At 38.7% G+C, this 25,939-nt stretch carries 8 protein-coding genes; 3 read left to right on the forward strand and 5 right to left on the reverse strand.

Annotation, left to right across the window (positions count from 1 at the left end; genetic code table 11):
* Nucleotide 1 precedes the first annotated feature (1 nt).
* The 3 genes from ABE099_RS11955 to ABE099_RS11965 form a co-directional block, all read right to left on the reverse strand.
* A complete protein-coding gene (locus tag ABE099_RS11955) occupies nucleotides 2–17,125 on the reverse strand; it encodes an amino acid adenylation domain-containing protein (RefSeq protein ID WP_430030895.1) in 17,124 nt (5,707 codons plus the stop codon).
* Between the two features lie 118 nt (nucleotides 17,126–17,243).
* Nucleotides 17,244–17,465, reverse strand: a complete 222-nt coding sequence (locus tag ABE099_RS11960) for an acyl carrier protein (RefSeq protein WP_430030899.1) — start codon at nucleotides 17,463–17,465, stop codon at nucleotides 17,244–17,246.
* A gap of 16 nt (nucleotides 17,466–17,481) precedes the next feature.
* The gene (locus ABE099_RS11965; protein ID WP_430030902.1) at nucleotides 17,482–19,089 is read right to left on the reverse strand and encodes an AMP-binding protein; all 1,608 of its coding nucleotides are present in this window, start codon (nucleotides 19,087–19,089) and stop codon (nucleotides 17,482–17,484) included.
* Between the two features lie 673 nt (nucleotides 19,090–19,762).
* Between ABE099_RS11965 and ABE099_RS11970 the strand changes: the two genes are divergently transcribed.
* The 3 genes from ABE099_RS11970 to ABE099_RS11980 all read left to right on the forward strand — a co-directional run bounded on the left by ABE099_RS11970 (nucleotide 19,763) and on the right by ABE099_RS11980 (nucleotide 22,979).
* Nucleotides 19,763–20,368 (forward strand): esterase/lipase family protein, encoded by a 606-nt coding sequence (locus ABE099_RS11970; RefSeq protein ID WP_430030905.1) that lies wholly within the window; start codon nucleotides 19,763–19,765, stop codon nucleotides 20,366–20,368.
* 147 nt (nucleotides 20,369–20,515) lie between these two features.
* Complete coding sequence (locus ABE099_RS11975) at nucleotides 20,516–21,100, forward strand: TetR/AcrR family transcriptional regulator (RefSeq protein ID WP_430030909.1); 585 nt, start codon at nucleotides 20,516–20,518, stop codon at nucleotides 21,098–21,100.
* A 58-nt stretch (nucleotides 21,101–21,158) separates the two neighbouring features.
* Complete coding sequence (locus ABE099_RS11980) at nucleotides 21,159–22,979, forward strand: alpha/beta fold hydrolase (protein WP_430030912.1); 1,821 nt, start codon at nucleotides 21,159–21,161, stop codon at nucleotides 22,977–22,979.
* A 260-nt stretch (nucleotides 22,980–23,239) separates the two neighbouring features.
* On the opposite strand, the gene ABE099_RS11985 is transcribed toward ABE099_RS11980, so the two are convergent.
* Both ABE099_RS11985 and ABE099_RS11990 read right to left on the reverse strand, forming a co-directional pair.
* Nucleotides 23,240–24,601 carry an NAD(P)/FAD-dependent oxidoreductase gene (locus tag ABE099_RS11985; RefSeq protein ID WP_430030915.1) on the reverse strand — a complete coding sequence of 454 codons (1,362 nt, stop codon included), beginning with the start codon at nucleotides 24,599–24,601 and terminating at the stop codon, nucleotides 23,240–23,242.
* The gene (locus tag ABE099_RS11990) at nucleotides 24,598–25,911 is read right to left on the reverse strand and encodes an NAD(P)/FAD-dependent oxidoreductase (RefSeq protein WP_430030918.1); all 1,314 of its coding nucleotides are present in this window, start codon (nucleotides 25,909–25,911) and stop codon (nucleotides 24,598–24,600) included. Before ABE099_RS11990 ends, ABE099_RS11985 begins: the two co-directional genes overlap by 4 nt.
* Nucleotides 25,912–25,939 lie beyond the last annotated feature (28 nt).

Genomic DNA, 25,939 nt, shown 5'->3' on the forward strand with positions numbered 1-25,939 from the left:
TCTATTCATGATCAGTTCCATCATTTTCATAAAATTGATTCACTTGATGCAGTATAACTGGCAGGCTTTCCCCATCACATATAATGTGATGAATATCAACAAATAGGTAGGAGGCCGTTGTTGTTTTCATTAATTTGGCACGCATCAACGGCGCTTCGGATAAAACAAACGGTTGAACAAAATTGTCATATTCTGTTTGTATATCTATTTCATCCACTTCGCTGTAGTCTAATAGAACCCTTGCGTCTGAGGATATCATTTGAATCGGCTCACCATCCACAATGTGGAAACTAGTTCGCAGTATTTCTTCTTGCTCTAACAGCTTATTCAAAGCTTTCTGTAGTCTTTCTTTATCTAGTGGCTCTTCATAAGCATAGACATCCGATACATTATAGTTAATGTTAGGTCCTGTCATCTCGTCCAGAAGATAAAGTCTTTTTTGAGCTGAACTTGTTGGGTAATACTCAGCCGCTGAAGCTTGTTCTATTGCCACAAACATCGAATTCTCTAAAGATCCCATATTTTCTGCTATCTGCTCCGGAGTAGCAAAGGTAAAAATATCTCTAAGAGATAGACGTACGCCTATGGCTTTCTCCAATTCATTACACAGTAACACTGCTTTCAGTGAGGATCCCCCTAGATCAAAGAAGCTGTCAGTTACACTTATATTTTCAATATCTAGGATGTACTCAAATGCTTGTACAATTAGAGCTTCACTTTCGTTTCGTGGCGCAATATATTCCTTTGACTTATACTGCGGCAATGGCAGTGATGTTTTGTCAAGCTTACCATTACGTGTCAGCGGAATTGCATCAATTGAAATAATATGTGCAGGTACCATGTAATCTGGTAATAATTTATTTAACTTAAGCTTTACTGTCTTTTCCTCTATTTCTTCCTCAGCTATGATGTAAGCACACAAGAATTTTTCTTTACTTTTATCTTCCCGCACGACTACCACAGCTTCACTTATACCTTCAAGCTCCAATAAACGGCACTCTACTTCTCTTGGTTCGATACGATATCCTCTAATTTTTGCTTGGTCATCCATACGTCCGATATATTCGATATTTCCATTAGGTAACCAGCGTGCCAAATCTCCTGTCCGATACATCTTTCCTGCTCCAAATGGGTTGTGTACAAACTTCTCGTCTGTCAGGGCTTGTCGATTTAAATAGCCTTGAGATACACCCTCACCCGTTATACATAACTCACCTGGGACTCCAATTCCACAAAGCTCATTTCCATTTAAAATATAAATTTTTAACGTTGGAAGTGGCTTTCCTATATCACTAATTCCATTCTCGATCGCTTCAGTATCAATATCACGATAAGTAGCATAAACTGTGGTTTCTGTTGGCCCATACATATTAACCAGACGACAATGTCTATTGTTCTCATGCCATTTCTTCAAGTGAGCTGGATAGAGTGCCTCTCCTGCAAAAATTACATATCGTAAACTATTTATGGTTTGCCCTGTCGTTGCATCGATTAACGCATAAAATGGTGAAGGTACCTGACATAGGATGGTTACTGCTTCTTTTTGAAGCAGCTCTCCGAATGCATACCCATCTTTTACTGTAGCTTCAGAAGGAATAACAAGCTTTGCTCCATTTAAAAGACTTCCAAATATCTCCCAAACTGAAACATCAAAGCAATAGGAATGGAATTGAACCCAGATATCATTTTCATAGAAATCAAGCTTAAACTTGTCATTCTTCAGTAATCGCACTACATTTACATGCTGCACCATAACACCCTTTGGCCATCCCGTTGTACCCGACGTATAAATCACATACATCAAATCATTTGATTGATTTACATAGACAAGATTACTGCATTCCAGCTTATAATTTGCCTCATCATGGAGATACATGATAGGAATGTCAACTTCAAGTTGTTTTGTTCCACATAATACTACCTTTGGTTTACAGTCATTAATGATATAATCTATTCTTTCCTCCGGATAAGATGGATCAACGGGTACATAAGCAGCTCCGGCCTTTAAAATCGCATATATACCAACGACCATCTCCAAACATTTTTCTGTTGAAATCACCACAAAATCATTAGGCCTAATGCTATGTTCCTCTCGAAGTTTCCTTGCTAAAGCATTTGCCCGTTCATTTAATTGAGCATAGGTAAGTTGGTGCCCTTCAAATGTGATTGCGATATGATTAGGTGTTTGGGCAACTTGCTCTTCCAATAATTGCACAATCGTCTTATGAAGAGGGAACTCTGCCTCTGTCCTATTGAACTCATTCAATATCTTTGCTTTCTCATTCATATCTATCATGGCAATATCCTGAAGCTTTGCTTCCGGAGACACTAAAACTTCTTCAATTAGGGTTACAAAGTGTTGTGCCATATATTCAATCGTTTCTGGTTTAAATAAGTCTGTACAATATTCAAAATCAATCTTATAGCCTTCTGAATCACTTACCATGGTTAAGGTCAAGTCAAATTTAGAAATACTTCCTTCAACCGATTCCCTCGTTCCAAATTGAATAATATCCGAGTAATTCTCTCTCTCATCATCCAGTAATACAAACATGACGTCGAATACGGGGTTTCTTGAAAAATCTCTCTTTACTGCCACAGCTTCAACTAAATCTTCTAACTGATATTCCTTGTTATCGTATGCCTGTAAACACTTCTCTTTTGTACTTAATAACACATCCTCAAATGTATCATCAGCGCGGACATTTCCTTTGATTGCTAGCGTATTTACAAACATCCCTAACATATTTTGGGTATCACTATGGCTTCGTCCCGATATCGGAGTTCCTACTATAATTTCTTCCTGTCGACTATATTTTCCTAACATTGAAATAAAGGTGGACAACAAAACCATAAACTCAGTTGCACCATAATTCTGTGCTATTTCTTTTACTTTGATACTTGTCTTTTCCTCTACCTGTGTTCGGAAATTAGCACCTCTAAAGCTTTGTTTATGAGGACGCGGATAATCCGTAATTAAATCCAGAACCGGTATATCGCCAGAAAATTCTTCCTTCCAATATTCAGCCTGCTCTGTTACGTCTCTAGCATTTTGCCAAACAGAAAAGTCCTTATACTGAACTCGTGGTGTTAACAATTCTCTGCCTTCATACAATTCTTGTATTTTGTAAAGCATAATTGGCATGCTTCCTGCATCACATAAAATATGGTGAATATCCACAAACAAATATGAACCATTTGGAGTATCAAGTATTTTTGTACGCATTAGTGGTGATTTAGACAGGTCAAATGGTTGGACGAAAGTATTGTATTCGTCTTGGATATACTGTGAATCGGCTGTACCCGCTTCGCTGTATTCCAGCACAATTCTTGCATCTGAACAAATTTTTTGAATAGGTTCACCATCAACCATATGAAAGCTTGTTCTCAAAATTTCTTCCTGCTCTAATAATTGATCTAATGCTCCCTGAAGTCGCGCATTGTCTGGTTTAACTTTAAGCTTGATGACTAACGGAATATTATAAGTTGTACTCGGGCCTGTGAGTTGATCTAAAAGATAAAGCCTCTTTTGAGCTGAACTTATAGAATAGCTTTCCGCTTCTGCTATTTTTGGAATTTGTTCAAACATATTTTCCGTTGAGTTTTTAATGCTTTCTGCAATATTTTTTGGTGTAACTAAATCGAAAATTTCTCTAAGTGGCAACCTTACCCCTGTACTCTTCTCTAATTCATTACACAAACGAATCACATTTAGTGAATATCCACCCAAATCAAAGAAATTGTCATTCACACTTACTCGTTCCATACCAAGTACATTTTCAAACGCCTCTACAACCAATTTCTCCGTCGGGGTGCTTGGTGCCTCATAACCCCTCATGTTCTTACTTTCTTCAATATGCATTTCTGGATTTGGCAATAACTTACGATCGACTTTCCCATTTGCAGAAAGTGGGATCTCTTCGACCTGTATAAATTGTGATGGGACCATATAATCAGGGACAGACTTGGCTAACTCTCTTCTTATTTCTGCCAATTCGATTGTCTCATCTGACACAATGTACCCACACAGTTGCTTATCTCCTTGTGGATCACTATAATCGGCAACAACGGACTGGCGAATGTTCGGCAAATTGTTGATACAATGTTCGATCTCTCCAAGTTCGATTCGATGTCCGCGTATCTTAACCTGACTATCTCTTCTTCCAAGGAAATCTACATATCCTGACTGACGCATCACGCCATAATCCCCTGTTTTGTACAGATACCCTAATCTATGTTGGATAAAAGCGGCCTTCGTCTTTTCTTCGTCATTGAGATAACCTGCAGCCACGCCTTTTCCACCAATATGCAGTTCTCCTGCTACACCTACTGGACATTGTTCTCCACATTCATCCAGTACGTAGATTTGTTGATTTTTCAGTGGGTAACCATAAGGGATGCTTTTCCACTCTGGCTTTACCTCTGTGATTGGGAAATGGATCGACCAGATTGAGCCTTCCGTTGCTCCTCCTAAGCCGATGACTTGGGCTTTAGGCATTCTTGTTGTGATTTTTTCTGGCAAACCAAGCGGTATCCAGTCTCCACTTAGCATCACAAGACGTAAACTCTCTGTTGTATCTCCCTGCACTGTGTCTTGCTTGGTACCCTCCAAATACATATCCATTATGGCGGGAACCGAATTCCATATCGTGATTGCTTCTTCCATCATGATCCCATGAATGCTGGCTACATCTAAAAGATCTGGAATTAATACTAACTGCGCTCCACTAATGAGCGCGCCAAACATATCATAGACAGATAAATCAAAGCTCATCGAGGATAAAGCAATGATTTTATCTTCGCTCCCTACTTGGAATCGCTCATTAATATCTAATAATGTATTCACGACAGCTTCATGGGTAATCACCACACCCTTAGGATGTCCAGTGCTTCCTGACGTATAAATTGCATAGGCTTTATCCTGCTGACGAACTTGTACCGACTCTAATACACCTTCCTGATAGGTAGAAAGATTCTCTTTTTCATATAAATCTGGATAAATCATTAGCTTAATATCACTATGCTCCACGATATATTGTATTCTTTCCTCAGGATATTCTGGATTCACAGGAATATAAGCATGGCCGGCTTTCAAAATAGCTACCATATTTATAATGGTCTCAATACGTCGCTCTGCCCAAACTCCAATATAAGAATTGTGCGCATAGTTTTGTTCTGCTAAATAATGAGCGACCTGATTGGATTTTCTTTCTAGCTCGCCATAGGTCAGTGTATCCTGTCCTAACTTGAATGCAATCGCATCAGGCGTTTTTTGACATTGCTGGTCTATTAATCTTTGTAGTACATCCCCCGCATAATCTGCTTGTGTGGCATTGTAATCAAGCAGGAGTTGAGATTGTGCCAAAGGTAGCGGTATCGTAGCTGACAGATTATTGTCTATCACCTGCTGTAATCGAAGTTGGTAGGCTTCAAACATGGCACTAAGCATATCTTCATCCAACAAATCTTTCGCATAGTCCCAAGTCATAATTAATTGTCCGTTGCTCTCCGTAACTTGGAAATCCAATAATACTTCAAGGGTCTGATTTATTCCGTATTTCAATTCTCCCCTATTACCCATATTGGCATTGAAAGAATTCACTTCTTCACGAAGCAAACTGGTAAATACGATTGGCATTATAGCCTGATCTTCTTGACCAAGGTTTTCAGCCAGATCACGTAGGAAATCAACCCCACTGTAAAATCTGTGGTCTAACGCTTCAAATAATGATTTCTGAATCTCAGTCGTTTTTTCCCAAAATTGTCTAGGAGATGATAAATCGATATCTAACATCAATTGTGATACAAAATCCCCCATTAGAGACATTCCATCTTGGTGGAAAGGTTGATTACTAGACAGGTTCAAGCTAAGTCCCATGTTGGCTTGATTGCTCCATTTAAATAGAACCTCTGCGTAAATCGTGCATAATAAAGCAGATGGTGCAATTTTGTTGTCCAATGCTTTGCTTCTTACAATCGCCCAGTCTGTCGCAGAAAGATTTCTTTCTAAACGTGCCACTTTTGCGTTGTTTACAGCATCATTCCCAGCAGATAAAAGTGGTAACTGTGGTGCTTGTGGGAAATTGTCTACTTTGCTCTTCCAATAAGCTTGATCTCTTTGATGCAATGCTTGCATCAAATCTGAAACTTGCTGTGCCAAATGATTAGCACGATGATTAAGCTCTGTTTGAGCCGAATTATTCTCCTCTGTTTTAACATTTTCTTTCTGAGCATCCTCTTGGTGAAGTAGCTTTTGCACACTATTTTCTGGATGTGTTACAACCTCTGAAAGCAATAAAACATAATCATCGACCATTTGCTTGATCGTTTCCTGCTTAAATAAATCTGTAGAATACTCTAAGTTGAGCACATAACCCGCTGATGTTTGAATTACCATTAAATTCAGATCAAACTTAGCTACTTTCCCTTCCATAGGTAGCCATTTTCCACTCATAATGCTCTTTGAACCATCCATGATTTCACTTTCTGGCATCATAAACATGACATCAAATAATGGGTTTCTTGATAAATCTCTCTTTACATCTACTGCCTCAACTAAATCTTCATATTGATAGTCCTGATTATCATAAGCACGAAGACATTTTTCTTTTACGCCAAGCAATAACTGTTCAAAGCTCTCCTCTTGTTTCACATGCCCTTTGATAGCCAAGGAGTTTACGAACATTCCTAGCATCTCTTGTGTATCCACATGAGTTCTACCTGATACAGGCGTCCCAACTACAATTTCTGCCTGCTGACTATATTTGTTCAATAGAAGCATAAAGGTAGATAACATAATCATGTATTCTGTAGCACCATGCTTCTTCGCTAATTGCTTAATTTCCATAACAACTGGTTCTTCAATTTCAGTTTTTACATCCGCACCATTAAAACTCTTTTTCTTAGGACGCTGGAAATCTGTATTCAAATTTAGTGTTGGTATTTCGCCTGAAAACTCGTTTTTCCAATATGCTGCCTGCTCCGAGATATCCTGAGTAATTTGCCAAGCAGAGAAATCCTTATAATGAATCTGTGGGCTTGGTAAGGTATTTCCTTCATATAGCTCACTGATCCAGTTCATCATAATAGGCAAACTCTCTCCATCAGAAATAATATGATGAATATCCAACATCAAGTATGAGGCTTGCGGTGTCTGTAATAACTTCACCCGCATCAAAGGTGCTTTGGATAAATCAAATGGACAAACAAAATGATCATATTCAGCTTGAATATTTAGTGTATCTGCTTCTTTATATTCTAGTACTACTCTCGCATCTGGTTGGATCACTTGAACTGGCTCTCCATCAATAAGATGGAAGCTGGTTCTCAATATTTCTTCTCTTTCTAAGAGGTGATCTAATGCTCTCTGTAGCCGCTCTTTATCCAAGGCATTTTCATATTTTATGACATTCGAGATGTTATAGGAAATGCTAGGACCAACGATTTCATTTAGAAGATATAGTCGCTTTTGAACTGAGCTCATTGGATAGAACTCTGCTTGTGCTATTTTTGGTATCTCTTTAAAACTATCATGCTGTAAACTTCTAAGTCTTTCTCCAATACGTTTTGGTGTTGATAAGGCAAATATTTCACTAAGCTGCAGTTTTATTCCCACTGTCTTTTCTAATTCATTAGACAATAATGTAACTTTAAGTGAATGACCACCCAAGTCAAAAAAGCTATCATTGACACTAATTCCTGTTATTCCAAGGGTCTTCTCAAATGCTTCCACTACTAATTGTTCTTCTCTATTTGTCGGTGCTGCATATTCCTTAGGCTTGTATTCTGGTTCTGGTAGCGCAGCTTTATTCAGCTTTCCATTATGACTTAAAGGAATTTGGTCAATTCGAATAATATATAAAGGAACCATATAGTCTGGTAACTTCTTGCGCAATTCAGTCTTGATGGTATCTTCATCAAATTGCTCTGCTTCCTTATGAACGACCACATAAGCACACAAATATTTTTCACCTTGCTTATCCTGTCGTACGATAACGGCTGCACCACTAACCCCTTCGAGCTCCAACAAAGTACTTTCTATTTCTCCTGGTTCGATTCGGAAACCTCTGATCTTAACCTGATCATCTATGCGACCAAGGTACTCAACATTTCCATCCGGCAGCCACCGTGCCAAATCGCCTGTTTTATACATCATTCCTGAACCAAAAGGGTTTTTAATAAACTTTTGTGCTGTTAATTCTTCGCGATTTAAGTAACCACGAGACACACTTTCTCCTGCAATACATAGTTCGCCTGGTACCCCTATTCCAGCAATTTTTTCATTAGATAATATATGAATTTGAGTATTACTAATCGGTTTGCCAATTAAGACTTTATCCACATTTAAGCCTGCTGGACAATGATATCCACTAGAGTTAACTGTAGTTTCAGCAGGACCATACAGATTAAGCAATTCTGCGCTTACCTGTCCTTTTTCCCTTAGTTGATTGTAATGTCTTACACTTTCCGCATTTAGTTTCTCGCCAATATTAATGATATAACGTAGAGTATTTATGCTCTCTTTGCTCATTTCTAATTCTTCTAAAAACATATTAAACATGGAAGGAACGAACTGGATTGCATTAACTTCATAATCCTGAATCGTTTTGATTATCTTATCGCTTTGACTTTCTTCCCCTTGTGGTAAAATAATCAGTTTTCCACCGTCCAACATCCACCAAAATACTTCCCAGGCGAAAACATCAAATGCACAGGTCGTCTTCATTAAAAGGGATTCACCCTCATGTAACGGGTATTCTCTTTGTGTCCACATTTGCTGATTAACGATATGCTGATGCTCTACCATAACCCCTTTTGGTTTTCCTGTTGTCCCAGATGTATACACAAGATAAACAAGATCATGAGGCGTATTCACATGCTCTAGATTATCTGTAAGTTCTCCATTGCTGTCATCACTAAATAAGTGAACAACCTTTTCAGCAGAAATATTATATTTCCCATGACCAATTAAAACTGCTTTTGGCTGGCTATCCTCCAATATATGCTTGATACGTTCTTCTGGATAAAATGGATCAATCGGTACATAAGCTGCGCCTGACTTTAAAATGGCATACAATCCAACCACCATCTCTAAACTTCTTTCCGCTATAATGGCAACAAAATCATCCGGCTGAACATGGTATTCTTCTCGCAATTTTAATGCAAGTTTGTTGGCACGTGCATTTAGTTGAGCGTAACTTAATTGCTCATCCCCGCATACTACTGCTGTATTATGTGGTGTTCTTGCTACTTGCTCTTCAAATAATTGGACAATTGTGTTGTCTCTTGGATAGTCATTATCCGTTGCATTAAATTGAACTAATTCAATCTTTTCTTCCGCTTCATTCGTCAAACCTAATTCTTTTAATTTCGTTTGTGGTGCTGCAATTGCTTGTTCCATAAGAGTTTGCAAATGAGAACCAATAATATTTATTTCTTCCTTGTTATATAGCTTTGTACTAAATAGGATTCTAAAATGTAGACGATCACTCTTAAATGCCGTCATTCCCAAGTCATATCCAATTTGTTCACGGTAAAATTCAGATTCTACATTTAATTTGCCGTTAATATTTATACTTGTTCCTTGATAGCCTTCAAAGAAAAATAAGGTCCCTATTAAATTTCTTCCTAACAAGGTATGATTCTGTATTTCTGCTAAAGGAAGAAAATCGTGTTCATTTGCAGCAATTGCCTGACTCTGCAATGATTCCAATAAATCGGCAAATGTATCTTCGTTTGATGTTGATATACGTACTGGTATTGTATTGATAAATAAACCAACAATTTCTTCGATACCTTCAATCTCTGCATTTCTACCAGATACAACTTTCCCAAATACAACATCATCTGTTGAGTTGTATTTTTCCAATAAAACTCCCCAGCAAGCTTCTACTAGCGTGTTCAATGTTACACCGTACTGAGCACATACAGCTTCTGCTTGTTCCGTTACCTTCAAAGATAACTCAAACTCTTGACTCTGACTTTCTTCTTCTGTTTCATCCGGTCGACCTATTGGTAAAATATCAGCCCTTGTCTCATATCCTTGAAGCAGGTCTTCCCAATATTTAAGACTTGGCTCTTTCTCTTTTTCATTTAAATAATGCACAAATTGTTCATAGCTGCCTATTTTGTTAGAAGTAGTCGTATCAGGAATCGTTAATTGTTCTTCATCTGTTGCCATATAGGCACTAAATAATTCTCTACGCAAAATTGGCAAACACCAACCATCTAAAATAATATGATGGTTCGTCATGATCAACCGATAATCACTGTTGTTTATTTTTATCAAGTTCATACGAACTAGAGTATCCTCTTCTAAATCAAAACCTCGTTTTACATCTTGTTCTTTTAAATCAAGATAATCAGACTCATTAGCTACTTCAATATAATTAAATTCCAGAGTTCTTTCTTTCAATAAAACTTGTCTTGGTACACTTACGCCACGATAACAGATTTTTGTACGTAAAATATCATGTTGCGTCGCTAAATACTGGAAGGATTTATGCATTTTATCCACATCTACTTCTGTCAATCGCAACGTCTGCTGAACAACATATTTCGTGGAGTATTCATCTAAAAGTTTCTCATAGAGCATTCCCTCCTGCACAGGAGCCAATGGATAGATACGTTGAATTTTCTCACCGCGCATTTGGACTGCTTGCTGTACATAACAAAATTCATGATCTTGCCATACGCTCTCGCCAAAATCACTTGCCGTTAATTCACTTTGCTGTGAACTAGAGCAATGTTCTGCGACTGCTATCAGCTCTTCTTCATATGCTTTTCCTATTTGCTCAATCCTTTCAGCCAAATAACGACTGCTGTTGCAGGTTACTGTCATAGATAAACTACCGTTTTGTACATGACCTATGACGTTAATGGATGGACCGAACTGATTATGAGGATCACTGTCCTGCCCATAACCTAATTGTGAAAACTCGAAATATGGATTGTTAGATTCTTTTTGTACGCCTAGTTCTCCAAGGTAATTAAATGATATATCTGGTGCCGTATCTGCTACCATTTCTTCTGAATTAACTATGTCTGCATTTTTTATGAGGCCATAGTCAATTCCATGTGCGGGTACACGTCGCAATGTCTCTTTGGTATTACGAATATCCTGGGCAATATTAGTGCCTAACTCCTCTAAAACTACAGGATATATACTCGTGAACCACCCTATTGTCCTACCTAAATCAAAAGAGCCTACTGTTTCTTCACGACCATGTCCTTCCATCTGTACTGCAAGCGTTCTTTGACCTGTTACCTTGTATATTGCACGTCCTAGTGCGGTTACAAGTAAGTCATTAATTTCTGTATGATAAGCATGGGCACTTTCTTTTAATAATTTTTGTGTAATGTTGGTATTAAGACAGGCTACGGCTGACTTTGGCTCGAATTTATTATCCGTTCCATCTTCTTTTAACTTACCTTCAACCAATTTACTTTCTATTTCTGCCCAGTAAGCTATACTTCTTTTCAACTTTTCACTTTGGCTGTAATGAGCTAATGCTTCGCTCCATACTTTAAAGGAAACCGTTTTATCTGCTAATGTTATCTCTTCCTGACTTAATGCTTGAGTATAGCCCTTCTCCAAATCCTCACTTAAGATGCGCCAGGAGATCACATCCATGATAATGTGATGAGCTACCAACAGCAGATAATCCTGCTCTGGTGTGCAAAATAAAACCGCTTGTAATAATGGCCCTTCCGCTAAATCCATCTTTACTTTTGTTGTCTTAATTTTTTCTTGAATCTCTTCAGATTCACAGGTTACTTTTGTAAAGCCATACCATATCTTATCTTCTATTTTCCCTATAACCTGTTTACTACCTTTGTAAGTAGCTCTCAACATATCATGATGCTGCACTAAAGCAGATAAAGCTGATTGTAATGCATCAACATTGAGTCTTTCACGTACCTTGAACACTTGGCATACATTAAAATGTTCAGGATACATCATATTTTGTGCGAAGAAATAGCGCTGAATTGGTGTAAGTGAAATTTCACCACTTATTTCCCCTTGTTCCACAGGTGTATTTTCTTGTTTTGTAGATAAATTCATGGCGATTAACTTTGGTGTTCTTTCCATTAGAAGATTGCGCATGGAGCTATCGTATCCGGCTTCTCTTATCTTGTTTAAAATATGAATTGCCTTGATGGAGTCTCCACCTAAATCAAAAAAGTTGTCATTCACACTTACTCGTTCCATGCCAAGTACGTTTTCAAACGCCTCTACGACCAATCTCTCCGTCGGGGTACTTGGTGCCTCATAACCCCTCATGTTCTTACTTTCTTCAATATGCATTTCTGGATTTGGCAATAACTTACGATCGACTTTCCCATTGGCAGAAAGTGGGATCTCTTCGACCTGTATGAATTGTGATGGAACCATATAATCAGGGACAGACTTGGCTAACTCTCTTCTTATTTCTGCCAATTCGATTGTCTCGTCTGACACAATGTACCCACACAGTTGCTTTTCTCCTTGCGGATCACTATAATCGGCAACAACGGACTGGCGAATGTTGGGTAAATTGTTGATGCAATGTTCGATTTCTCCAAGTTCGATGCGATGTCCACGTATCTTAACCTGACTATCTCTTCTTCCAAGGAAATCTACATATCCTTCCTGACGCATCACACCATAATCCCCTGTTTTGTACAGATACCCTAATCTATGTTGGATAAAAGCGGCCTTCGTCTTTTCCTCGTCATTCAGATAACCCGCAGCCACGCCTTTTCCACCAATATGCAGTTCTCCTGCCACGTCGATTGGGCATTCTTCTCCATGTTCATCCAGCACGTAGATTTGTTGGTTTTTTAGTGGGTAACCATAAGGGATGCTTTTCCACTCTGGCTTTACCTCTGTGATTGGGAAATGGATCGACCAGATTGAGCCTTCCGTTGCCCCACCTAAACCGATAACTTGGGCTTGGGGCATTCTTGTTGTGATTTTTTCTGGCAAGCCAAGCGGAATCCAGTCTCCACTTAGCATCACAAGACGCAAACTTTCTATAGCATCTCCCTGTACCGTGTCTTGCTTAGTGCTCTCCATATACATATCCATAATGGCTGGAACTGAGTTCCATATCGTGATTTCTTCTTCCATCATGATCCCATGAATACTGTTCATATCTAAAAGATCTGGGATTAAAACTAACTGGGCTCCACTAATGAGTGCGCCAAAAATATCATAGATGGACAAATCAAAGCTCATCGAGGATAAGGCAATAATCTTATCTTCACTACCTACTTGGAATCGCTCATTAATATCTAATAATGTATTCACGACGGCTTCATGGGTAATCACCACACCCTTAGGATGTCCAGTGCTGCCTGACGTATAAATCGCATAGGCTTTATCCTGTTGACCACCTTGCACAGACTCTAAGACACCTTCCTGATAGGTGGAAAGTTTCTCTTTTTCATACAAGTCTGGATGAATCACTAGCTTAATATCACTGTGCTCCACGATATATTGTATTCTTTCCTCAGGGTGTTCTGGATTGATAGGGATATAAGCATGTCCCGCTTTCAAAATAGCTACCATATTAATAATGGTCTCGATACGTCTCTCTGCCCACACTCCAATATAAGAATTGTGTGCATAGTTTTGCTCTGCTAAATAATGAGCGACCTGATTAGATTTCCTTTCTAGCTCGCCATAAGTCAATGTATCCTGCCCTAATTTGACTGCAATCGCATCGGGCGTTTTTTGACATTGCTGGTCTATTAATTGTTGCAGTACATCCCCTGCATAATTTGCCTGTGTGGCATTGTAATCAAGCAGGAGCTGAGACTGTGTCAAAGGTAGCGGCATCGTAGCTGATAGATTATTATCTATCACCTGCTGTAATCGAAGTTGATAGGCTTCAAACATGGCACTAAGCATATCTTCATCCAACAAATCTTTCGCATAATCCCAAGTCATAATTAATTGTCCGTCTCTTTCCGTAACTTGGAAATCTAAAAAGACTTGAGGGGTCTGGCTTATTCCGTATTTTACTTTGCCCCATTTTGTCATATTGTTTGTGAATTTTGATCTATCAAATAACATACTTGTAAATACAATTGGCATAATCGCTTTACTAGTCAGTTCTCTTTTACTTGCAATATTTCTTATAACATCAACACCGCTATAGAAACGATGATCTACTGCTTCAAATAATATATCCTGAACCATAGATGCTCTCTCCCAAAAAGCACTATGAGTGGTCAAATCAATATCCAGCAATAAAACGGATGTAAAATCTCCAATTAATTTCATTACGTCTGGATGAAAGGACTGTCGATTAAATAATGTTAGATTAAGTGCCATTCTGGATTGATTGCTCCATTTGCACAAAATTTCTGCATAAACTGTACATAAAAATACAGATGGTGTTACGCCATGCTGAGTTGCTAAGCCCTTCACAATATCCCATTTATCAGTTGGCAAACTCTTCTGCATTCGGTTAAATATTGGTTTCTCTATCGTTTCTGGTTCACGAACTAAGGTTAGCTGAGGTGCATAAGGGAAATCTTCTATTTTGGCTTGCCAATAGTCCTTAGCTCTTTGGTAGGCGGAAGATTCACGAAAACTGTGCAATGCTCTTACATAATCTGAGAATTGAAAGGCTAAAGGTTCGATCTCCATATTCGGCTTCTCATAATAATTCATTATTTCTTGTATTAAAATTAATAGACTGCCTCCATCAGCAATTAATAGATCAATATCCAAGAAGAGGTAATTCCTTTTCTCCCCAAGAATAAATGCAGATAACTCAAATAATGGCCAACGATCTTGTTGAAAAACAAAATGTGACCTCTCATTTCTTTTTTCCAAAATCCGCTTGTGTTGTTCCTCTAAAGAAAGGTGTTGTAAATCTTCAACACAAATATCATAAGAAAACTTAGAACGTCGTACTTTTTGCATTCCTGTTTCATCAAAAATAGTACGTAACATAAGCTGATGCTCTAAAACATGATTTAATGCATCGTTTAAACGTTTAATATCTAATGCTGTTTCAACCTCATAATAGGCATGTGTGGAGATATTACCCATTTCCATAATGTTTTGTCTTCCAACTAAATAAGCCCCTTGTATTTCTGTTACAGGAAAGGGTTCATACCACAAATCTTTATTCCCCGTTAATTCAGGTGTAGTTACTTTCTCAACCTTTAGCTGTTCATCAATGATAGCAATTATTTGTTCTAGGGTAGACATTTTGAAAAGGCTTACAATAGGGATTTCGACTTGAAATCTTTGATTTATTTCATCCTGGAAACGAATCAGAGTTAACGAACTAACACCCATCTGAGAAATATTATCGTCTACTTTCAAAGAAGGAATAGAAAATACATCTTTTGCAATCTCAATGATTTGATTCTCAATCTCCGTTTTGTTCCATGCTGGCTTCTTGGAAGATTCCTTAATAGTTTGATATGAATATGGAGCTATTGCGATAACTTCATCAAACTCATGATTCTCAAATCGCTCTATTAAACGATACCGTTGTACCTTTCCACTTGTTGTTTTAGGTATTGTTTTTATTGGTATTACGTAATCCGCAGCGATTCCAACCCGTTCCAGTACCATATTCTGTACTTGCTGTGCAAGGGGAAGAAATGACTTAGCATCTTGCCGATCATGTACAAATACTATAATTTCATCCCTACTTGATGATTGATCCCGAAAACCACACACAACGACTTGAGACAATTGTGGGATCGCCAAGGTTAACATATTTTCTATATCACTAGCATAATAATTTTGACCATTTACAAACAAAATATCCTTCTTTCTTCCCATTACGATTAATTCTCCATTGCGTAAAAATCCCAAATCCCCTGTATTAAAGAAGCCCTGCTCATTAAAAATAGAATCATCTTGATTCATGTATCCATCAAATACATTTTTCCCTTTGATCACTATATTGCCTATGTAATTTTCCTCTAAGATGTAATCTTCATCATCTACAATCATTAATTCTATTCCATATAATGGTTGTCCTACTATAGCAAACTCTGCCGCACTTGACTCTTTCGTTGCTACATCCTCTACCTCTTGACCAATACGAGCTTTATGACGGTTAATACATACACTGCGATTATGTCCTTCTAAGGGAATAGTAACAGCCACGCAAGCTTCTGCCATACCATATACTTGATGGATCGTATTCTCACGCAAGCCATAAGGAGAAAATTTCTCGTAAAATCGTCTAATCGTATCCATTGATATTGGCTCTGCGCCACACATTATGTTTCGCACACTAGATAAATCAACATGATCTAAATGTGAATCCTTAATCGTCTTCATCATCCAGTCTAATCCAAAGTTAGGACTTGCAAGCACCGTTGCTTTTAATTCCGTACATTTTTGAAAATACAGCCAAGATTTTTTTAAAAACAAAACTGAATTTAGTAGGGAATGAGAGATGCCCATAAATATTGGAGTTAAATGATAACCAATCAGCCCCATATCGTGTGTCAATGGTAGCCAACTTGCCATAATATCATTCCTGTTTAATTTCATACGTTCTGATATCTGCGACAAATTATAAACTAAATTTTTATGTGTTAATTTCACGCCTTTAGGATTACCTGTGCTACCTGATGAATATTGTATATACGCTATATCCTGACAATTTATTGTGACACATTGCCCTTCTTCTAGGTTACTCGCCAACGTTTCATACTCTAAATATTTCAAATTATTTACTTCATAATTTTCTCTAAATGTATTTAAATTTCTTTTATCAGAAATGATCAACGCATTTGACAACTGTTCACTTACTTTTACTAACTTTTTAAATGCTTCCGTATCAGGCGATGCAAGTAGTGGCACAGACAAAGGAACAGGGATCATGCCTCCTAAAATACAACCCCAAAACAACCTTACAAAAAACAAATTATTGTTTGTCTGAAAAATAATATAAGCGCCCTTTTGAAACCCTTGCTTTTGTAGTGCCCCTAAGATACATTTTGCATTAAAATAAAGACTTTCGTAAGACTCAAACAATTCAGATCCATCAGATTGTGTAAAGTAAATTCCTGTTGATTTTTCATTAGCATAATTTTCAAGTAATTGGTCTAGTGTTACATTAGCTTGATCCTCTAGTACTGATGTTATAAAAGATTGCATGTTTACCTCCCAAAAAATTATGTTTTTATGCTACGACATCATCTCAATTACAACTCATAAAATTTACAAAGTATTATATTTGATGAAGCATCTTAACCTTGCCTGAGAGTGTAAAAAACTACACATTTTTTTCAAGATAATCTATAATATCTTGCACCACTACCAATTCGCTGATCACTCTTTCTGAAACTTCCACATTAAACTCATCTTCAATTCTTGCAACTAAAGAAAAAACATCTATTGAATCTAGTCCCAAATCAGCTACTAATGCTGCATCCCTAGAAATAGGTTTGTTATTTTTCACATAACCTTGCAATATTTTTGTTAATTTTTCTACCATGTTTGTTCTCCTTTGCCTATTTTGTAAAGTTTCTTTTAATTTTTTTCGTAGTCGTCTTCTCAAATTCCACTTCTCTAAAGGTAACTTTGTGTATTTGTTTAAATACTGGTTTTCCATAATTATAGGTAGTAATAAATTTTCTTATTGCATCCTGATCTCCCTGTTCTGAAAAAATCGCCGCATGCAAGCAATTATCTTGTCCATACACAATCACTTCATGAATCCATTCACATTTCATCAATTCTGACTCTATCTCTTCTGGATAAATATTTTTTCCATTGCTTAAAATAATCAGATTTTTTTCCCGGCCTGTAATATACAAAAATCCATTTGAATCCAAATATCCGATATCTCCTGTATTAAACCATCCGTCACAAATTGCATTGTTAGTCGCTTCTTCGTTATTATAATAACCAAGCATTACGTTGGGTCCTTTGACTAAAATCGGACCATTTCCCTCTTGATCGCATGTTCCAATTTTCACTTTGTTACTCACTAATGGTAAACCCACACTTTTATAGCTGTAGTATTTGTTCCGATTTACTGCAACTACAGGAGAACATTCACTAACACCATATCCGTTTAAAACGGTTATCCCGAACTCTTCAAACCCTTTTATATACTTTTCCTCTAAAAATGCCCCACCTGAAACGATGAATTCTAATTTTCCACCAAACTCATCTATGATTTGTTTAAATAACACTCTTCTTATATCAATTCCGATTCTTCTTAAGCAATTACTCATTCCAATGGCCCGCTTTAGTTTTGTGGTAATTTTCTTTTCGCTCGCAACCTCCCAAATTCGCTTATACATTGATTCCACAAACATCGGAACTAAGAACATACAATATGGCTTGAACTGTTTTAAATCTGAATTGAACTTTTTTAAACTAGAGTTAATCGGAATGCGAACACCCCAATTAAACATACAAAGTATACTTGTAAGTGCAAAGGTATGATGCAGAGGCAACACTAGCATAGATGAATCTGTAGCGAAAAAATTTTGACAAGCCCCTGCTATATTCGATGCTAAATTTCTGTTGCTAAGCATAACTCCTTTAGGTTTCCCAGTTGTTCCTGAGGTATAGATTATTGTACATAGCTGGTCAGGTTCAATCTCGTTGTTTATAAAGTCCTCCTTATGTTGAACATCCGCTTGTCCTTTCTCCCTATACTCATCCATATTTTTCATATTAAAAAAACAACGTATTTTGGAACTACGCGTCTGTAATTCCTCTGCTACATCGCAATAATCATTTGAATATACGATTGCTTCAACCCCACTATCCTCTGCAATACGGTATATTTCTTGGATAGACAGATCTTTATCAATTGGAACTATAACATTGCTCCCAATCACCGCTGCAAAATAACTAACTAACCACTCATAACTATTTTCACCAATGAGGGCAATTTTGCTATTTTTCAACATATTGAAATAAAAAAAAGTTCCCAAATTAACAATGTCATCTTGAAACTCTTGATACGTTTTTGCTATATATTCTTTTTTCTTATAAAACTCAAATGCCACATGACTTGGATTATTGCTGACCTGATTTCTTACTAAATCCCTTAAATCTAACGGTATGTACGGCTCATATATTGAATATTTTTTCCCCTTCATGCCCCTACACTCTCACTCTCTCAGCTCATTTAAGGTGTTTTTTTCCTTTACAAGTAAAGTGCGCATCATCATACATCCATTTTATAAAACCATTTATTTTTACTATTTTTACTTCTATAACAACATCATATAGATCAGCTTCTTATATAATTATAATGATTAATTTACATTTTTTTACATAACACCCCCTACTTCCGAACTATGAATCACATAAATTATTTAAATTACCTTTAATATCAAAATACGGCACAATCCTCTATAAATCTATTATATTCCATTTCAGGATCATATCAACAACAAGTTTCATATTTTTTTCCAACAATGTAACTTAATTCGACCTGTTCAAATATCATTAACTATAACTTTCAAATAATGGTACTATTTTCCTATTAAATCAATGTATAATCTATAAGCTCAAAAACTATATGATCTAGATAACAAAGTATGGGTATAAGATATTAAACGTAAGACTAGCAAGAGTGAAGCTGGTGGAAATGACTTAAAAGCTTTATATACAAACTCAAGTTAAAAAAGGATAGAAACTATTTTTTTCAAAAAAATGGGCAGTAAATGAGTGAATTTTATGGGAAAATGAGGCTAAATTACTCTATCATTCCCAATTAAAGAATCGTAAAATATGAATGTATCTCATATAACAGGAGGATGATCAGAGATGAGAAAATTAAGGCAACTACTAATTGTTTTTATGAGTATGATTTTTATTTTTACTTTAACAGGTCTTGGACAGAGTATGAAGGCATCTGCTGCAACTTCACGCACTCCAATCGTATTTGTTCATGGATTAACTGGCTCGGACAGTAACTTTGCGTTAATTGAAAGGTATCTACGTAGTGAGGGCTGGGCAAGTAACGAATTATTTGCGATTGATCTACCAAGCAAGGCAGGAAATCAACTGTTGAACTCAGCGGCAATTAGCCGATTCGTAGATGATGTGCTTCGCCAAACAGGACATTCAAAGGTTCATATTGTTGCTCATAGTATGGGGGGAGCGAACAGCTTATATTATATTCTGAACCGTGGAGGCATTGATAAAGTAGATAAACTGATTACGCTAGGCGGAGCAAATCGGTTAACAACGAGTAAAGCCCCAAGCGGTATTACAGTTACTTCGATATATTCAACCAGCGATACTATTGTTTCGCCACTTTTATCCAGATTAGACGGGGCGAACAATATTTCTGTTAATCTAGTATCTCATATTGGATTGCTCTATAATTCCAGAGTTAATGCTTTGATTAAGGCTGCTCTTATAGAGTAGTTATGTATGTGACAATTTATGAAGCGACTGACCTAAATTGGTCAGTCGTTTTTTTGAATGCTCAGCAATGGGTTTTCACGCGGATTGTTTCGCATAACCGTCTCAATCTTGCTTGACTGTTGACCACTAGTACTATATAGTACTAATATGAAAAAAAATACACTCAGCAATAAAGACATTGCACTGCAATCAGCTTTCACATTGTTTCTTACCAAGGGTTTCCAAGCAACAAGCATGGACGAGATCGTCGCACATAGCAAAGTCTCAAAAACCAACATTTATTACTATTTTAAAAGTAAGGAGGAGCTACTTCTCGCGACCGTTGATCAGTTGATTTCACATTATGAACAACGTATTCATCAAATCCTGTCTCACAGTGATACCACTGTTCTAGAAAAATTAGAAGCTTTACTGGTCATCCTAATCGATAATACGGAACAAAATAATTACCTTGGTGGCTGTCCATTCCTAACCCTTTACACACAAACACCCCTCGAAGCTATCGAGGTCAGAAATCGAATCAAAAGCTTTTTTGAACAACAGTTTGAGGCCGTTGAATTCATTCTAGCCGAAGGGATTGCGAAACAGGAACTAAAGACAGAACTCCCAATCAAGCAAACAGCTACACTCATCGTCTCCTCTATCGAGGGTGCTCTTTTCTTAGCTCAAGCTTCTAATAATACAGATATCGTCAAAGCCGTTTATCCTGCTTTAGCTTCATTGCTAAAGTAATTTTTTTAATTATATTAGTACTATTTAGTACTAAAAATGATAAAGGAGAATTTCTATTATGAATATCTTTTTAACGGGTGGAACTGGTTTTATCGGAAGACACCTACTCTCTGAATTAGCTTCTCAGCACCAAGTTTATGTACTCGTACGTCAAAAAAGCCGTTTAGATGCAATCGTAAACCAACTACCGACCGATCAACAACTTAACATCTTACCAGTCATTGGGGATCTAACTAAACCCAGATTAGGTTTAGATGATACTAGCTATAAGCAAATGCTTGCCACGGATCTGATCATCCATGCAGGCGGCCCCATGAATATTGGGTTAAGCCTTAGTGAAGCTGAGCAATCATTTCTCTATCCAGCCAAAGCCCTTGTTCAGCTGACCAAAGATATTCACTCCACAAAAGGTTTAAAGCATTTCATCCATCTCTCAGGTTTTATGAGTCCTTATCATGAACAAAATGCACTGTCAGATCTGAATCACCTGCTAGATAAAGAACCTCCCTATGAAAAAATGAAGTTTCTAGCAGACTCCTATATACGTAAATCTCTTCATGCTATGAACATCCCTTTATCTACAGTTAATCCTAGTGTTGTCGTTGGCAATTCCTTCTCAGGGGAGACAGAACAGCTTGGAGGTCTCAGTATTTTAATCGATGCCGTAAGGCGAAACCTTATGCCGCTCGTTCCAGGTGGTGACGACTACTGGTTGCCCATGGTACACGTTGATCATGTTGCCTCATTTATTGCCAAGCTTGCTCATACAGAAGGGTTATCAAGTAATACCTACTATTTATTAGATAGTAAACAAGCGAGTCCATCCATTCGAGTCTTGATTCAACTCATTGCAAAAGAACTGCAAACAGCCAAGCCCTTTGGAACGGTATCGCCTCCGTTATTAAAAACCATTCTTGGAATGGGTGCTGGGAAGCTTCTTGGTATTCCAAAGGAGTCCATGAACTTTCTTGTAAAATCAGAATTTCCCATCAACACTAAATTAGAAATTGAACAAATGAGTGGGAGGAATTTTTCCATAGCGCCATCTACTCTACCTTTTATAGTAAGCGATCTGGATTATCGGTTAAATCATTTAGGATTAGATCGGCAGGAGAGCTTTTCTCAACGAAGAAGAACGAATTTAATCTCATTAGAAAAAGATATGGAGAGCATCCCTGTTATTTTTCTTCATGGGACGTTTAGCAGTGCGGATAGCCTATTGCCTATCGCCGAATCCTTAAGTGATATTAATACATGGTTCATTGATTTACCTGGATTTGGACGTACGCCATACCACCATGATCCTTCTGTGATAGAAGGCTATGTAGATAGTGTAGCAGCCATGATTATCGAGTTGAATAGACCCGTGATATTGGTTGGCCATTCATTTGGTGGGTTGATTGCCGCCCGAGTCATGCAACGCCAGCCTTCACTGATCCATCAGCTTATTATACTGCAACCAGTCTTGCATCCTATAAAACCTAAATACAAAATTCAAGGTGTTACAAAACTCATTTTAAAACATTTGAAGCCTGCCAAACTGAAAAGAGAGATGCTTAAAAACAAAAATTTCATAACATCTAGCAAATATTTAGAGGATTATGTACATGATGTGGTTCGTGATTTAAAATCACCCCGCATCCGCACGACTAACGCTACGGTCATGTCATCGTTAACACAATCGAAGTCCATTCAACTGGATCCCAAGGAGTGGGATGAGGCCAAAATCAACATATTATGGGGAGACATGGACAAAGAACATCATATTCCAAAGTCATACGAACACCTCGATATTACTCGTATTCCATACGGCCATCAATTTCCTATTGAACGTCCCGAACAAACGGCTCAATGGATTCGTCAGGTTTTGAAGGTTTGAAGCAGGCTTTCTGGTAAAAATAGCATTGCATGTATCTGTTAAATTCAGCAACACTGTTTCTTCTCTCTAAAAATCGAGTGAAGGGGGCGGAAAGCCCCCACTCGGGATTTTCACCCTAGAGATGACGCTCATGCTGGGCGTACTAGCACCCCCCCAACCGTAAGAGGTCGGGGGGTTACATATTGGTGGAAGCGAGCCGTGGCTGTACAAATCTACAATTCGACGGCGTGTGTTCCCTGCGTGCAAGGAGCAAACAACTATCAATCTTGTTCCACAATACCTGTAATTTGATCAGCAAGTGCCATCGCAGCGGAATAGCCTGAGCTCCAGGCCCATTGCAGATTATAGCCACCGCAATCTCCATCCACATCCATCACTTCTCCGGCAAAATAGAGCCCAGGTACTAGCTTCGATTCTAGCGTTCCTTTTCTTAACTCTGTTGTATCGATGCCACCGGCCGTCGTTTGTGCATTCGTGAAACCATTGGTATCGGTTACGATAAATTCCCAACGCTTTATGAGTTGGCACAAGGTTTTCTTAGCTTTCCATGATAAATCCTGACATAGGAGGTTCGGCTCCTGATCGATTCCCGCCTCTTTCAACAGAATAGGGACCAACTTCTTGTTAAAAATTCCAATCAAGGAAGCTGCAACAGTTCGGTAGCCAAATGTCCCCCAATGCGTAGTCATAAAATCGACGACTTCCTCCTCCGTGCGGTCTGGCATCAAATCAAGTGATAAGGTTACTGTTTCTCCCATTTTGAGTTGATACGCAGCCTTCCGGCTTAGCTGGAGAATCGGTGGGCCGGAGACGCCGTAGTTTGTAAACAGGATTTCCCCATATTCACTGCGAATAACCTCGCCGTTGACGATGATATGACCTAACCCCTCGAATTTGACGCCAGACAACTCCTTTAGATCCGGATATTGCAGCTTCAACTGTACGATTCCTGGTACAGGATCGATCATTGTGTGTCCCAATCGCTGGGCAAGCGTATAACCCGATCCATCCGTTCCTGTCTTTGGTGCGGTAAGGCCGCCTGTACATATAAAGAGATAATCGCTAGTATACACGACCTCGCCCTCTGCCTCCGTTTGGCACGTAATCGTAAATCGCGGATGTCCCTTCGATACGGTAACATCCAACACCCTAGTTTTGAAGTGTATTGGAACATACCGATCTTCTAGCGCGATTCGAAAAACTTCTAATACAGATGCAGCCTGTAGTGACATCGGATACATTCGGCCATTCTCAATGGCGAGCAACGGAAGGCCAAGTGTGTTGAAGAAATCGATGGTTTGTCGAACGCCAAATTGCTGCAGCACAGGCAGTGGGAATTCCTGTTGGTTACTGTGATATTTATGCGATAATGCGACCGCTTCATCCGTACCCTTCGCCGTAGATTGGTTCGTAATATTACAACGCCCATTGCCAGTCGTGAGTACCTTCTTTCCTACCCGGTCATTGCCTTCAATGATTGCGACATCGATCCCTCGATCTCGCGCAGTAACAGCGGCCATAAGACCTGAAGCGCCTGCACCGATAATAAACAGCTCGTGGTGCATTGTAGATTTCGACTTATACATATGTGTTGAATTCATTCCTTTTTCTAATGTCTTCATTTGAAAATATGTCTCCCCAACGCCATTGCGGCCGTATATCCGGAGCTCCAGGCCCATTGCAGGTTGTAGCCGCCGAACTCGCCGTCGACATCCATCACCTCGCCAGCGAAATAGAGCCCAGGCACGAGCTTAGATTCCAACGTGTCAGCGAAGAGATCTTTTGTAACGATACCTCCGGCTGTCGCTTGTGCCTTCTCGAAGCTATGGGTATCTGTTACTTTGAATTCCCAACGCTTCAGTATTTTATAGAAGATCCCTTTTGTTTTCCATGAGAGATCCTGGCAAAGGAGGTTTGGCTCTTCATCGATTTTCGCCTCCTTCAGCAAGACAGGGATTAGCTTCTTGTGTAAAAACCCGATGAAGGATTCCGCAACAGGCCGGTGTGTGAATGTCCCCCAGTTCATCTCCAAAAATTCGATAACCTCCTCCTTCGTGCGGTTCGGCATCAAATCGATGGATAAAGTCACGGAATCCCCTCTCGAGAGATGAACAGCAGCGATACGGCTGAGTTGAAGAATCGGCGGGCCGGAAAAGCCGTAATCGGCGAAATGAATTTCACCGGTTTCACTGCGAGCGACCTTTCCATTCACGAGAATGTGTGCTCGTCCCTGAAGTTTGATGCCCGATAGAGCCTTCATGTAAGGGTATTGCACCTTTAATTGCACAATTGCCGGAACAGGCTCGACCATGGCGTGCCCCATGCTTTGAGCAAGTACATACCCAGAACCATCCGTCCCCGCATTCTGGCCCGTGAGGCCGCCCGTACATATAAACAGGTATTCGCTGGTATAGACAACCTGCTCCTCTGCCTCGTTTTGGCATGTAATCTTGAATCGCGGATGATCCGTCGATACGGTAACATCTATCACTTTGTTGTTAAGGTATACCGGAACATTCCGTTCCTCCAAAGCAAGCTCAAAAATATCCAACACGGATGCAGCCTGCAGCGACATCGGATACATTAAGCCTTCTTTCAATTTTGTGAGTGGCAATCCAAGCATATTGAAAAAATCAATGGTTTGACGGATGCCAAATTGCTGCAACACAGGCAACGGAAATTCAGCCTGACTGCTGTGATACTTGCCCGATAATGCCACTACTTCGTCGTCGGTATCCGTCATAGTGGAATCGTTCGTAATATTGCAACGACCGTCGCCTGTCATTGCAATTTTTTTCCCAATACGGTCATTCCCCTCTAGAATGGCGGTATCGATACCCAAATCCCGCGCTGTAACAGCGGCCATGAGTCCTGATGCGCCTGCACCGATAATAATCAACTTGTGGTGTAGGGAAGTCTGATAATCGAGCATGGTTGTTCAATGCACCCCTTGTCCAATA

It is taken from the genome of Paenibacillus turicensis (genome assembly GCF_050461185.1).
GTDB classification, from domain to species: domain Bacteria; phylum Bacillota; class Bacilli; order Paenibacillales; family Paenibacillaceae; genus Fontibacillus; species Fontibacillus turicensis_A.